Origin of the sequence: Methylocystis sp. (assembly GCF_021731785.1) — a bacterium.
Lineage (GTDB): Bacteria > Pseudomonadota > Alphaproteobacteria > Rhizobiales > Beijerinckiaceae > Methylocystis.
This window is the reverse complement of sequence record NZ_JAKFWS010000018.1, coordinates 20115-33716: the sequence shown is the minus strand read 5'-3', so window position 1 is coordinate 33716 and position 13602 is coordinate 20115. Positions and strand designations below refer to the sequence as shown.

Annotated in this window: 10 protein-coding genes; 4 read left to right on the top strand and 6 right to left on the bottom strand. The window is 62.5% G+C overall.

The window, feature by feature from the left end:
- Nucleotides 1–9: 9 nt before the first annotated feature.
- Nucleotides 10–1734, bottom strand: a complete 1725-nt coding sequence (locus QZ964_RS04140) for a thiamine pyrophosphate-binding protein (protein WP_292529065.1) — start codon at nucleotides 1732–1734, stop codon at nucleotides 10–12.
- 221 nt (nucleotides 1735–1955) lie between these two features.
- Here QZ964_RS04140 and QZ964_RS04135 point away from each other — a divergent pair, with 221 nt between their 5' ends.
- Genes QZ964_RS04135 through pdeM form a run of 4 tightly spaced genes read left to right on the top strand, consistent with a single transcriptional unit; the run spans nucleotide 1956 to nucleotide 7880 of the window.
- Nucleotides 1956–2984: a ligase-associated DNA damage response exonuclease gene (locus QZ964_RS04135; RefSeq protein WP_292529063.1), complete on the top strand. Its 1029-nt coding sequence runs from the start codon at nucleotides 1956–1958 to the stop codon at nucleotides 2982–2984.
- Nucleotides 2981–4711: an ATP-dependent DNA ligase gene (locus QZ964_RS04130; RefSeq protein ID WP_292529061.1), complete on the top strand. Its 1731-nt coding sequence runs from the start codon at nucleotides 2981–2983 to the stop codon at nucleotides 4709–4711. Before QZ964_RS04135 ends, QZ964_RS04130 begins: the two co-directional genes overlap by 4 nt.
- Nucleotides 4708–7188 (top strand): ligase-associated DNA damage response DEXH box helicase, encoded by a 2481-nt coding sequence (locus QZ964_RS04125; RefSeq protein ID WP_292529060.1) that lies wholly within the window; start codon nucleotides 4708–4710, stop codon nucleotides 7186–7188. Before QZ964_RS04130 ends, QZ964_RS04125 begins: the two co-directional genes overlap by 4 nt.
- A complete protein-coding gene (gene pdeM / locus QZ964_RS04120; protein ID WP_292529058.1) occupies nucleotides 7182–7880 on the top strand; it encodes a ligase-associated DNA damage response endonuclease PdeM in 699 nt (232 codons plus the stop codon). The genes QZ964_RS04125 and pdeM overlap by 7 nt, the downstream gene beginning before the upstream one ends.
- Here the strand turns inward: pdeM and QZ964_RS04115 are convergent.
- The 5 genes from QZ964_RS04115 to QZ964_RS04095 form a co-directional block, all read right to left on the bottom strand.
- Nucleotides 7877–9235 carry a phosphoribosylglycinamide synthetase C domain-containing protein gene (locus QZ964_RS04115; protein ID WP_292529056.1) on the bottom strand — a complete coding sequence of 453 codons (1359 nt, stop codon included), beginning with the start codon at nucleotides 9233–9235 and terminating at the stop codon, nucleotides 7877–7879. The genes pdeM and QZ964_RS04115 overlap by 4 nt on opposite strands.
- A gap of 80 nt (nucleotides 9236–9315) precedes the next feature.
- Nucleotides 9316–10164, bottom strand: coding sequence for an iron-containing redox enzyme family protein (locus tag QZ964_RS04110; protein WP_292529053.1), 849 nt, complete (start codon nucleotides 10162–10164; stop codon nucleotides 9316–9318).
- 3 nt (nucleotides 10165–10167) lie between these two features.
- Nucleotides 10168–11160, bottom strand: coding sequence for a class I SAM-dependent methyltransferase (locus QZ964_RS04105; protein ID WP_292529051.1), 993 nt, complete (start codon nucleotides 11158–11160; stop codon nucleotides 10168–10170).
- A gap of 113 nt (nucleotides 11161–11273) precedes the next feature.
- Nucleotides 11274–12065, bottom strand: a complete 792-nt coding sequence (gene eutC / locus QZ964_RS04100) for an ethanolamine ammonia-lyase subunit EutC (RefSeq protein ID WP_292529049.1) — start codon at nucleotides 12063–12065, stop codon at nucleotides 11274–11276.
- 2 nt (nucleotides 12066–12067) lie between these two features.
- Nucleotides 12068–13447: an ethanolamine ammonia-lyase subunit EutB gene (locus QZ964_RS04095; protein ID WP_292529047.1), complete on the bottom strand. Its 1380-nt coding sequence runs from the start codon at nucleotides 13445–13447 to the stop codon at nucleotides 12068–12070.
- Nucleotides 13448–13602: the final 155 nt, after the last annotated feature.

Below are 13602 nucleotides of genomic sequence, written 5' to 3'. Positions count from 1 at the left end.
AGCGCTCTCTCACTCGTGGTAGGAATAGGCCGCGATCGCGTCGGCCCAATCTTTCACCGGCGTCGTGAAGGCCTTATCGGCTTTGACGTCGATGAGGCAGGGGCCTTCGCCCTGCAGCGCTCTCTCGAAAGCGCCGGCAAGATCGCCAGGCGCGCGCACGGTCTCGGCGCGACAGCCCAGGGATTGCGCGAAGCCGGCCCAGTCGTGGTCGGGCAGTCGCGTCAGCTCGTCGGGCGTCGGACCGAGTTGGTGCGCGCGCAGCCAGACATTTCCAAGCGCCGCATTGTTGATAGCGACATAAATGACGGGAATCCGATAGCGCGCCGCGGTGGCGATTTCCATGCCGCCCATTCGCATGCATCCATCGCCCGTGATGACCGCCACGCGGCGGCGCGGCTGGGCGCATTGGACGCCGATCGCTGCGCCGATCGCCCAGCCCATCGGACCGAGATTGGTGGCGGATACATAGGTTCTTGGTTCGTAAGCTTCCCAGTAATGGCCGGCGAAGGCGCGATGCGCGCCGGAATCCACCACCAGAACGCCGTCGCGGGGAAAGACCTTTCTCAGCTCGCTGATGACGCGGGCGGGATGAATCGGAACTGCGTCGCTGTCACAATTTTCCGTATCTTGCAGGCGAGGCTTCGAGCGGATCTCCGAGACCCACATCTCGCGCGTTGACAGCGTCGGCTCGAGAGCGCCGCGCAACTTGTCGCTTTGGTCGAGCAGATAGAGAAGATAGGCGCCGCAACTGCCCACTATCCCGCCGTCATGGACATGCGTCCCGATCGCCGAAGGAAGCAGATTCACGCAGATCGACGCGTTGGGTTTAACCTGGAGCGCCCAATGCATCGTGTCGCGCTCGTTCAGTCCTGATCCCAAGATGATCAGCAGATCGAGCGAGGGGTCCATCAGGGCGGCGCGGGAGTGGTGCGTGCCCGCATAGCCGAAGACGCCGAGCGACAGAGGATGATCCTCTGGAAAGACTCCCTTTCCGCGCAGCGTCGTCGCGACAGGGATGCGCCAAAGCTCGGCGAATTCCTTAAGCGCGCTAGCGGCCTGCGAGTGCTCCACGCCCGCGCCGGCCAGAATGGCGATCTTGACGGGCGGCTTGCCGTCAGCGCCGACCGAGAAGTGCTGGAGCGACGACTCGGCGGAAGCCATGGACAGGGCGTTGTAATCGACCAAGGCCCGATCAATGGGCGTATGGCTGACGGAAATCTCTGCGGCCAGACAGTCGCCCGGCAATGAGAGATGCACCGGCGCGGCCGGCCGGGTGCGAAGCTGCAGTAGGGCGTGCTGGAAGAGATGCGGCATATTCCTTGGATTGTCGATCGACGAGGAATAGCGCGTCAGCGGCTTCATGACGGTGACGTCGTCGAGCGTCTGGGGACTGGCGTCTTGAAACACGCCCAATCCCTCGAGGACCGTCGCCACTTCGCCGCTCAGGAGAAGAAGCGGCGAACCGTCGGACTGCGCGGTCGCCACGGCGGTGACGGTATTGGTGAGGCCGGGTCCGCCGATGCAGAGCGCGGCGCCGAAATTTCCGCTCGCCCGCGCATAGCCGTCGGCCATATAGGCGGCGCCGCCTTCTTGCGCGGCCACGATCGGCGTGATCGCCTTCTGTCTTTCCAAAGCAGGAAGAAAGGGATCGACAAGCCCGCCCGGGACCATGAACACATGGTCGAGTCCTTCGCGCGCCAGCGCGTCGAGAATAAAATCGACCCCAAGGGACATCCCTGCTCCAATTCACGATTGAGGCGCCTCTTAGATCGAATTCTATAGTCGAGCGTAAGCTTGATGAGCAACGGGTATTTGGAAAGGGAGCGAGCCTGGGTTGAGAGCGCGACCTCGGCCGTCACTGTCACGGTGCATCCATTCAATCGACTACCTATCTATGCTGTGGCGGCCGTTCGAAGCTCGAATGGCGCTAAGCGCGTCTTTCCTGCCAAAGCGAGATGACCAAGGATCTGATTGTTCCTGCCGCAGAAGGCCTCTGCTGCCCTCCCGGAAACTTTTACATCGATCCATGGCGCCCGGTGGCGCTTGCGGTGATTACGCATGCGCACTCCGATCACACGCGATGGGGCAGCCGCGCCTATCTCTGTCACGAGGATTGCGCGCCAATTCTGCGCAAACGCCTTGGCGACGTTCGCATCGAAACGCTGCGCTACGGGGAAAGCCGCGAGATTGGGAAGGTGCGGCTCTCGCTGAATCCCGCAGGCCATGTTCTCGGTTCGGCGCAGGTGCGCATCGAACATCGCGGCGAGGTCTGGGTCGCCTCCGGAGACTACAAGCTTGAGGCGGATGGCGTCAGCGCGCCGTTTGAGCCCGTGCGATGCGACGCTTTCATCACCGAATCGACATTCGGTTTGCCGATCTATCGCTGGCGTCCGCAAGCGGAAGTGATGGGCGACATCAACGCATGGTGGGCGGAAAATGCGCGCGCGGGACGGGCGAGCGTCATGCAGGCCTATGGACTCGGCAAGGCGCAGCGCCTGCTCAGACATCTCGACCCGAATATCGGACCCATCGTCTGTCACGGCGCGATCGAACCGCTCAATCAAATTCATCGCGATCTCGGAGTAGCGCTGCCGCCGACTTTGAACGTGACCGCCCTGGACAAAGCCGGACTTGCGCGATGCTTTGCGCTTGCGCCTCATTCGGCGATCGAGAGTCCATGGATACGACGATTTGGCGTCCATTCCGACGCCTTCGCCAGTGGATGGATGCAGCTGCGCGGCAATCGCCGACGTCTCGGCGTCGATCAAGGCTTCGCGCTCTCGGATCACGCCGACTGGCCGGGGCTTTTGCAGGCGATCGCCGCGACGGGCGCTGAGCGAATCTTTGTCACGCATGGAAGTGACGACGCGCTTTCACGCTATCTGCGCGAAAAAGGATATGACGCTAGGCCGATGGCCACTGAATATGGAGACGAGGAGGGCGAGGCGGAGCCGGCCGGCGAGGTCGATACGGGCGGCGCATGAAGACCTTCGCGACGCTTTACCGACGCATCGACGCCGCGACGTCGACGCAGCACAAGAGACAGGCGCTGACCGATTATCTGCGCGTTGCGATCGGCGATCCTGAGCAATACGCAAGCGCCGCTTGGACCGTCTATTTTCTCGCCGGCGGCAAGCCGCGCCAGCTTATCCCCACCAAGCTCTTACGCCAGTTCGTTTTGGCGGCGACGGAGCTACCCGAGTGGCTCGTTGACGAGTGCTATCACAGCGTCGGCGACCTTGCAGAGACGCTAGCGCTTCTGCTGCCGCCGCCGACTCACGTCGAAGACGTCCCGCTCGACGTTTGGATGAACGAGCGGCTTTTGCCGTTGCGCGAGCTGGATGAACCCGCCCGGCTGTCGGCGCTGCGAGGCTGGGTCGATGCGATGCCGTCCGGGGATCGCTTGCCGTTCTTCAAGCTCGTGACCGGCGAATTGCGCATCGGCGTGTCGAAGCTGCAAATGACTCAGGCGATCGCCGAAGCGACGCAGCTTGACGCCAAGCACGTCGCGCAGCGGATGATGGGCTATACGCAGGCGAACCGCACGCCTCAGGCGCAAGAGTTCGTCGCTCTCGTCGCGCCAGCCGAAGCCGCCGAAGACGGGCGGCCTCTGCGCGGGCAGCCCTATCCGTTCTTTCTCGCGCATCCGCTTCAAGCGCCGTTTCCCGCCTTTCCCGAACTGCTCGGCCCTGTCGACGATTGGCTTGTCGAATGGAAATTCGATGGCATACGTGCGCAGTTCATTCATCGCGCCGGGGAGTGGTGGCTGTGGTCGCGCGGCGAAGAGCTGGTCAGCGACAGCTTTCCAGAGCTTGCCGCGCTCGTCGAGTTTCTCCCCGACGACATTGTGCTCGATGGCGAGCTCATCGTCGTCGCGCCACGTTCGGACGCGCGTCCCGCAGTGGACGATCTTAGCGATCTGCGACCATTTCCCGAGCTGCAGCAGCGGCTGGGACGCAAGCTTCTCACCCCAAAAATACTGCGCGAGCGGCCGGTAGCGCTGATCGCTTACGACCTGCTTGAGAAGGACGGCCACGATCTGCGCGAAGAGCCGCAGCGCGACCGACGCGTTCTTCTCGAGGAGGTCGTGTCGCGCGCGCATTCTTCCGCGATACAGGTCGGCGCCGATTTGCCGCTGCGGCTCAGTCCTACGCTCCTGCAGCCCGATTGGGACGCCTTTGCGCGACAGCGCGAAGAGGCGCGGGCGCGCGGCGCCGAAGGGATGATGCTTAAAGCGATGGGCGCGCCTTATGGCGTTGGCCGCCAGAAAAGCGGCGCCAATTTGTGGTGGAAATGGAAGCTCGATCCGATGAGCGTCGACGCCGTGCTGATCTATGCGGCGCGCGGACACGGACGCCGTTCAGGCGTTTACAGCGATTACACTTTCGCGGTGTGGAGCGGCCCGCCGGAGCAGACGGACCGGACGCTGCTGCCGTTCGCCAAGGCTTATTCCGGGCTTTCGGACGAAGAGATGCGTAAGGTTGATGCAACCATCAGAAGGACGACGATCGAAAATTTCGGGCCCGTGCGCAGCGTACGACCGACCATGGTTTTCGAGCTCGGCTTCGAGGGCATCGGTTCGAGCAGTCGCCACAAAAGCGGCATCGCCGTTCGATTCCCGCGCATGTTGCGGTGGCGGCAGGATAAGCCCGTTGAAGACGCCGACACGATCGAGGCGTTGCGGATGCTGCTGCCGGGCGGCGGCGCATGAGCGGTCAACGCGCGAAACAGTCTGCTGTAAGGACGTTACTGGCGGAGCGTGGCTGGAAGCCGTTCGCCTTCCAGCGGGAAGTATGGCGCGAAATGGCGGAGCAACGCAGCGGCCTGCTTCACGCGACGACAGGCGCCGGCAAAACCTTGGCCGTTGCGCTCGGCGCCTGGCAGGCATTCGCCGATGACGCTGAGGAGCCGCCACGTCTTTGCGTTCTCTGGATTACGCCGATGCGCGCACTCGCAGCGGATACCGCTAAGGCGCTGAACGAGGCGTTCGGCGGTCTTTCAGCCTATGGCCAGCGATGGACGGTCGGCGTTCGCAGCGGCGACACGCCGTCCGCCGAACGCGCGCGGCAAGCACGCCGTCCGCCGAGCGTTTTGATCACGACGCCGGAGAGCCTGTCGCTCATGCTGTCGCGCGCCGACGCCCGCGATTATCTCGGCGCGATCAGATGCGTCGTCGTCGACGAGTGGCACGAGCTCATCAGCAATAAGCGTGGCGTGCAGACGCAGCTCGCGTTGGCGCGATTGAAGCGTTGGCGCCCGGATCTGCTGATTTGGGGAATGTCGGCGACGCTTGGGAATCTTGAAGAGGCGAAGCGCGTTCTGCTCGGTCCAGCCGATGCGCCGCGCGGCGTGGTCGTCGCCGGCGGCTTGCGAAAAGACATCGTCATCGACACGCTGTTGCCGGAAGATTCCGCGCGCTTTCCCTGGGCCGGACATCTCGGCATCAAGATGGCGCCGCAGGTGGTCGCAGAGATTGATCAATCTCCGACATCGCTCGTTTTCACCAACACGCGCTCGCAGGCGGAGATCTGGTATCACAATCTCTTGCGCGCCCGGCCCGATTGGGCTGGGCTCCTTGCGGTTCATCATGGGTCGCTCGCGCGGGAGTCGCGCGATTGGGTTGAGGACGGACTTAAGGTCGGCAAGCTTAAAGCGGTCGTCTGCACGTCGAGCCTCGATCTCGGCGTGGATTTCCTTCCGGTCGAACGCGTCCTGCAGGTCGGTTCGCCCAAGGGCGTCGCACGCCTCCTGCAGCGCGCCGGTCGCAGCGGCCATTCGCCGGGACGCGCGTCTCGCATCACGCTCGTGCCAAGTCATTCGCTGGAGCTTGTCGAGTCATCGGCCATGCAGCAGGCGGTGCGGGACGGCCGCATCGAAGGCCGCCGTAGTCCAAACGCGCCGCTCGACGTGCTGGTGCAGCATCTCGCGACCATCGGACTGGGCGGCGGCTTTAGGCCTGACGAATTGCTCGACGAAGTCCGTTCGACAGCGGCATACCACGATCTTTCCGACGAAAACTGGCGGTGGTGCCTCGATTTCGTCAGCGGCGGCGGACCGAGCCTCTCCGCCTATCCCGAATATCGACGCTGCGGACCAGGCGCCGATGGCGTATGGCGCGTAACGAACAAGCAGATCGCCCTGCGCCATCGCCTCAACATCGGGACCATCACGGCGGACGCGAGCGTGCTTGTTCAGTACGGGCCAGCCCCCGCAGGCCAGAAGCTCGGAATCGTGGAGGAGAGCTTTATCGCGCGGCTGAAACCCGGTGACAGTTTCTGGTTTGCCGGACGTCTGCTCGAATTCGTGCGGCTTCGCGATCTTACCGCCTATGTGCGGCCGGCAAAGACATGCAGCGGCGCCGTGCCGCGGTGGGATGGCGGACGAATGCCGCTTTCGACGACTTTGGCCGACGCCATGGTCGAGCAATTACAGCGCGCGGCGGAGGGGCGATTTGATACGCCGGAGCTGCGCGCCGCCGAGAAAATGCTCAGATTGCAGACGCACTGGTCGCGTTTGCCCACGCCGACCACCTTACTTGCGGAAACCCTGAAAAGCCGCGACGGCTGGCATTTGTTTCTCTATCCATTTGCAGGCCGCAACGCCCATGTCGGCATGGCGAGCCTTATCGCGTGGCGCGCCGCGCAGAAGACAGCTGGCACATTCTCGATCGCCGTGAATGATTACGGCTTTGAGCTCTTGAGCGCCGACGCGCGCGACTGGGCGGTCATTCTGCCGGAACTGATCGCGCCGCGCGCTGTTCATGATTTGACCTGCGAAGTCCTCGCGAGCTTGAACGCGGCGGAGCTGGCGCGCCGGCGGTTTCGCGACATCGTGCAGATCGCCGGCCTCGTCGTGACGACCTATCCCGGACAACACAAGAGCCTGCGCCAATTGCAGGCGTCGTCCAGCCTGTTCTATGAAGTATTTCGGAAATTCGATCCAGACAATGGATTGCTGCGCCAAGCGGAGCGCGAGGTCTTGGAAGACGCGCTCGACATCGCCCGGCTTGCCGAAAGCTTCGAACGATTGCAAAACAGAGAACTCGTCCATGTCACGCTACAGCGCTGTTCGCCGCTCGCCTTTCCGCTGATGGTCGAGAGAATGCGTGATCGCCTCAGCAACGAAACGCTTGCGGCGCGCATCGAGCGCATGACGTCACAGCTGGAGCGCGCCGCGGACAAATGCTAGAGCCCAACGAGACGTTGGAACGGGAAGGCTCCGGCTTGGTCTCCACTCACGAGCGCCGCGGGCTCCTTTTGCTGCCGCAGCGCGCCGTCTGGCGCGCGGAAACGCGCACGCTGTTCATTGCTGACGCGCACTTTGGCAAGGCGGCGACATTTCGCGCGCTCGGCCAGCCGGCGCCGAAGGGAACGACGCGCGACAATCTCAACCGGCTGGACGCGCTGGTGGCTCGCTTCGATCCCGCGCGTCTCCTCTTCCTCGGCGATTTGTTTCACGCGCGGCAGGCGCATGCGCCGGCAGTGGTGGCCGCGTTCCTCGATTGGCGCAGACGTCACGCTGCATTGCGCCTCACCCTGGTGCGCGGAAATCATGATCGGCGCGCGGGCGATCCCTCAGAACAGTTCGGAATCGAGCTTGTTGATGAGCCCTATGATGCGGAAGGGGTCGTCGCGCGCCATCACCCGCTTGCGGCTGATGAATGCAAAGATAATGGGGTGACAGTGCTTGCCGGGCATTTGCACCCCTGCGTCCGGATGAACGGAGCGGCGCGCGATAGCCTACGTCTCCCCTGTTTTGTCCTGCAGGTACGCCAGATCGTGCTGCCGGCCTTCGGCGCATTTACGGGCGGCGCGCTGGTGCGCAGACGCGATGTTCGAACCTGCGCAGTGGTCGACGAGCGACTGCTCGTTGGAGACTAGCCGCGCGTTGCATGAAGGGCGGGCGCGTGGGTCGGCGGGGGGCGACAAGGAGATCTGAACTCGTCTCCCAGCAGTCCAAGCGATTTCATTTTGGCGTAATCCGCCGAGATCAGCCGCTCTCCGATGTCGCGCCGGAAACGCATGTTGGGAATGTGCACGCGGTCGATCAAACGATAGGCGTTACGTCTGGCGCTCTCAATCGTTCGCCCACTGCCTGTCGCCACCGCCGTCCAGCCATAGGCGCCGGCGGTGACAAGCTGGCCGTTGTCGAGAGCCACTTCGCAATAGTGCAGATTTTCTTCGTCCTTGCGCGACAATGCTCCGTCCAAGAGGATCGGCATGCCGATCGGCTCTTGCGTTTGTCGTCGCGAATAGGGGAAAGGCGGAACGGTCAGCACGACTCCGACTGAGAATCCCTCATGGACAGCCAGACGATCCTTGTCGCGGCGGACCATTGCTTTAAACAATTCCGGGCAAGAAGTTCGCTGTAACGGCGACAGAACGGCGAAGCCGGGATAGCCGAACCGGCAGGTGAATTCGAGCGGCCAGATACCTTGTTCATTGACGATGGTGTTGAGGTTCACATAGCCGCAATGGCCGTGGCGCCTGAGCAGCGGCTCGATCCTCGCGAGAGTTTTTTCGAAAAAGAGAGTTGAATGCTCGAATGTGGCGACCGTGCCCATCTCTCCCGTCAGCTCTCCAAGATCGCCCGGGAAAAAGCGCTTGTGCTCCCAGTCGAGACAGGCCGGCATCAGAAATTTCTCGCCGTCGAAATAAGCGCCGACTCCCATCTCGACGCCCTCGAGGAAATCCATGAGGATGAAGCCCGCATCGTCCGATGGATTGACAGGGAGATTTTGAAGGAGTGCGGATATGTCGCGTCCGTCGGCGAGACCGCCGACGAAGTTGCGATGCGCCAAGTCCGGCGCATTGAATTTCAGGACATAGCGTCCAGGGCGCTCACGAAGAAAACGCAAGCCGTCCTGCCTACTCGAAAAGCGCCTGGTCGTCGCGGTGGAAAGGCCGAGCTCGGCGAGAAGGCTCTGCGCATAGGCTCGGTCGATTTCAAGCCGGTCGCCGAAGGCGCTTCCGCCAATGACGTTGAATCCGTCTCGACGCAACCGGTCTTGCAAACCCCCGCATGCGACGTTTTCAAAGAGGATAATTCCTTCGCTGTCCGCTGCCTTCACCCATTGCAGCACGGAACGCCAGTCGTCCGTTTTGGCGACCATGCCGTTCAGAATGTCTCGACAAAGCGGCGCGTCGATGAAAACTTTGACGTCATGCCCTGCCGCGGAAAGGCGAAGATAGAGCGCGGCGAGATCGCAATAGTCTCCAATCCCCAGAACCCGCATGGATGCTCCTAGGCCGCTTTCCGTGGCGCCGCTTCCAGGCCGAAGTGACGCCGGTAGCGCTCGAAGCATCGCGCGCCATGTCATAGCCGAAGAACGGCGCCTTCGCCGATCGCCTGCGCGCGACAGGAATCTTCCTTCACAAGAGGACGCAGAACTTCGCGATTCCACGCTTCGGAATGTTTGACGTCGAGAATCGCATGAAGCGAAAAATACTGTCGCTGTTTGCCCGGCACTTTTAGACGCCGCAGTCCGCGCTCGACTTGGATCGCGCGTCCTGGCGCCGTCATCTCGATTGCGCCCAGCGCCCCGATAGAATGGAAGGCGTAGTGACGATTGCTGGCGAGCGCCACCATGGTGTTGCCGAGCGCAAGCGACTCGGGGCAGACGCGTTCTGGCCTGGCGTCTGCGCCAAAATAGGCGGCGAGCCGGGAGAGCATGGGTCCGTGCATGCCCTGCGCATTGCCTCGGCCCATTTCATCCCAGTAATTGCACGCCATTTCGAGCTTGGGAATATGAGGCATCTTGATCTGCGTGAGGGCGACGAGATCGTCGAACCCTGCTTCGCCGGACACTTCTTGTTCGAGGAGCCATTTCATTTCATCGAAGCTCGCCTGTCGCTCGAGCCATGGGAACAGCGGATCGTTTTGGCCAGGCCCATTCTCGGCAAGCTTCTCATACCAAGCCAGAAAGGCGTCGGCGTCGCTCGGGATATCGGCGACGAGCGGAGCGATCGCCTCACGAACGCTCTCCACATAAGCGATCTCCGCCTCGGCGAGAGCGGCGCTGTCTTTCACATCCTTACGCCAGTCGCCGGAAGGCGTTGAGGGCTCAAGCCGGGCGCCGTTGCGTCGGCAGAGTTCTCTCTGGAAGCGCTCAAAGGCCGCGCCGCTGAGCGCCGGAGCCAGAGCGGTCCAATCGAGGTCCCGCATATGTCACCCTTCTTTCTTAATGTTGAGAAAGACCGCAGCGATGCGGTCAACGCGCCGATAGACGGGCCGGTCCAGCTCCTCGCCAAAAACGTCGGGATCCACCTCTTCGTAATCGAACGTCACTGGGGAAGCGTCGAGAAGCGGCTTCATGGCGGCAAGGAACTGGTCGACCCCTCCGATGATCGGCGAGCCTGTATAGAGAAGCAGCCGTCCGTTCCGCGAGAGATGGGGGATAGCTTCCCTGACAATGTCGAGAGAAAGCTCGATGCCAAGTTCGCCGCCTCCGTGCCGATAGAGCCGCTGGAAGTCATCAACGAGGTAGGGGGGATTGGCGACGATATAGTCGAACGGGCCGCGCGCATTCTGGAAAAGATCGCTATGAATCGCTTGAGTTCGCGTCATCCCGTTAAGCATCGCATTGATGCGGGCAAATCGCACGGCTTCTGGATTGATGTCGGCGAGCAGAAGCTCGACGCCGGGCCTCAAGAGGTTTGCGGCCAGAATTCCGCCTGCGCCGCTGCCGCATCCGATGTCGATGAGTCGCTGGGCGGAATATGAGGGCGGCTGCGAATTGAGGACTGACTCGATGCAGCGCGCGAAGCGGTAAGTGTCAGGCCCAAAGAAAACTGAATCGGCTGCTTCGGTAGGAAAGGCCGAATGCGCATAAATCTGGTCGTTAAGCGTCGAGAATCGCACCTTGCTGCGCAACAGGCCGTTGGAATGCGCCAACGCCTTCGCCAACGCAAGGGCCTGCAGCACCTCTGCGGGCAGATCGCTCGCGGAGAAAGGCAGGCTCCACCCGAAGACGCGCATCAGAGATGCGCCGTCAACCGCCCCACGCTGCACGACACGGCTGTGGGTCAATGGGGTCGTCGTGGTGAAGCGATAGCTCTGATCCCGAAGAAAGCCGCCCAGCCACAGAAGAGCTTCATCCGCTGCGCTCAGAGCACGGGGGCTAACGACAGCAGCGTCATCACAGTAGAGATCCGTTTGCATCGGTCAGCGAACGCCCAGCGCAAGAGAGGTTTCAACTCATGGCGATGACGATAGTTCCGACACGTTTGCGCTTGCGGTGGACTTAGTGCGTCAAGCTCGCGGCGAGAGATCGTTTACGGCTCATTCTTGACGTCGATCGCGTGCGGCCCTTCCGGCGCAAGCGTCTCGGCTTCGTCCTTGAGTTCGACGCCGGTCAGCCCCCGCCGGCGAGCTTCGTTGCAAAGATAAAGCAGCTTTCGGGTCGCTTCGTCATAGGCGAGGCCCTGCGGGCGGATATTCGACAGGCAATTGCGCTCGGCGTCGGTGCGGCCGACGCGCGGCGCAAAAGTCAGATAGACGCCCAGGCTGTCAGGCGAGGAGAGCCCGGGCCGCTCGCCGATGAGGACCGCCACGAGTCTGGCGCCAAGCGTTTCGCCGATGTCGTCGCCAAGCGCGACGCGCCCCTGTTCGGCGAGCACGATCGGCGCGATCTTCCACGATGTTCGATCGAGGGATGAGAGCGTCCTTTCAAGGATCGGAAGCGCATGCCGGGCGATGGCGCGCGCGGACAGTCCTTCGGCAATGACGAATGCAAGGTCGTAAACGCCTGCGAAAGATTTCAGCCGCTCGCGGGACTCGTCATCCAGTCTTCGGCCAAGGTCCGGGCGCAGCAGGAAGCTGCGCCGATCACGCGCGGCGCTCCTGACGCAAACCGCCGTCAACCCGCGCGCCGTCAGTTCGTCGAAGAGCGTGTCGACGTCGAGCCGCTCTTCGACCGCGTCGCGCGCCTCGGCGTGCGCCAGCTGAAAATCCAAAGTGGCGCGCGTGGTCAGCCCCGCGCCGGCGCGCGGCAGGAAAATTCGCGCCGGCGTCGCCGAACGCAGTTTCAAAATCATGTCGAAAAGTGCCGGGCGACGATCCGCCATTCTCACGCTCTTTCGAGAAGCGGCGAAAAGGATGCAGGAAGCGCCTGCGACTGCAATTCGCCGCGCGCGTCGGTCAAACCGACGTCCGCAAACCATTGCGCGAATTCCGGCGCCGGCGCCAGATTGAGCATGCGCCGGACGGCGAGCACGTCATGATACGAGGTGCTTTGGTAATTCAGCATGACGTCATCCGCGCCGGGAACGCCCATAACGTAGTTGACGCCGGCGACGGCGAGCAGCGTCAGCAGATCGTCCATATCGTTCTGGTCGGCCTCAGCGTGATTGGTGTAACACACGTCGCAGCCCATCGGCAGTCCAAGCAGCTTGCCGCAGAAGTGGTCTTCAAGCGCCGCCCGCGTGATCTGCTTGCCATCGAAAAGATATTCGGGACCGATAAATCCAACGACCGTATTGATCAGCAGAGGCTCGAACATCCGCGCGACGCCATAGGCGCGCGCCTCCAGCGTCTGCTGGTCGCAATTCCAATGGGCGTTGGCTGAAAGCGCGCTGCCCTGGCCGGTTTCGAAATACATGACATTGTCGCCGATCGTCCCACGCTTTAGGGCGAGCGCCGCCTCCCGCGACTCGCGCAACAAAGCCAGATCAATCCCGAAGCTTGAATTGGCGGCCTGGGTTCCGCCGATCGACTGGAAAACCAGATCAACCGGCGCCTGCCGCTTCATCAGCTGCAGCGTCGTCGTGACATGAGCGAGCACGCAGGTCTGGGTGGGAATGTTGAGCGTCTCACGCAATTCGTCGAGAAGGCGCAAAAGTTCGTAGCATTGTTCCGGACTGTCGGACGCTGGATTGACGCCGATGACGGCGTCGCCATTGCCGAGCAGAAGCCCGTCGATCGCGCTCGCGAGAACCCCCCGCGCGTCGTCGGTCGGATGGTTGGGCTGGATGCGCGACGATAGTCGTCCGCGCAGGCCGAGCGTATTGCGAAACCTGGTGACGACGCGCCGCTTGGCGGCGATCAGAATGAGGTCCTGGTTGCGGCAGATTTTCGAGACCGCCGCCGCCATTTCTGGCGTGAGTCCGAACGTCAGAGCGGCGAGCGAATTCGCGTCGGCGGCCTCAGAGAGAAGCCAGTCGCGAAATTCGCCGACGGTCAGCGAAGCGATCGGCGCAAAGGCCTGTCGATCGTGACTGTCGAGGATCAGTCGGGTGACTTCGTCTTCCTCATAGGGAACGAGCGATTCGTTCAAGAACACGCTCAGCGGGAGATCGGCGAGGGCCATCTGCGCGGCGACGCGCTCCGCCGCGCTCGTCGCAGCGATTCCAGCGAGGCAATCTCCCGAGCGCAGAGGAGTCGCCTTCGCCATCAGCGATTTGAGATCGCGAAACCCGTAGCGCGTTCCGCGAATCGTCGTCCCATACATGGCTCGACCTCGAACGACCGTTTCTCAGGCTAGGGCGCCGATGCGAACATGTCACCTTGCGGCCTATGGTTTTCCCCAGCGCCGTCGCGGCCCATGGCCTTTGCGCCCGGCCCGCATATACTAGCAAAGTCGAAGTTTGTTTCGCGCCGCCGGAG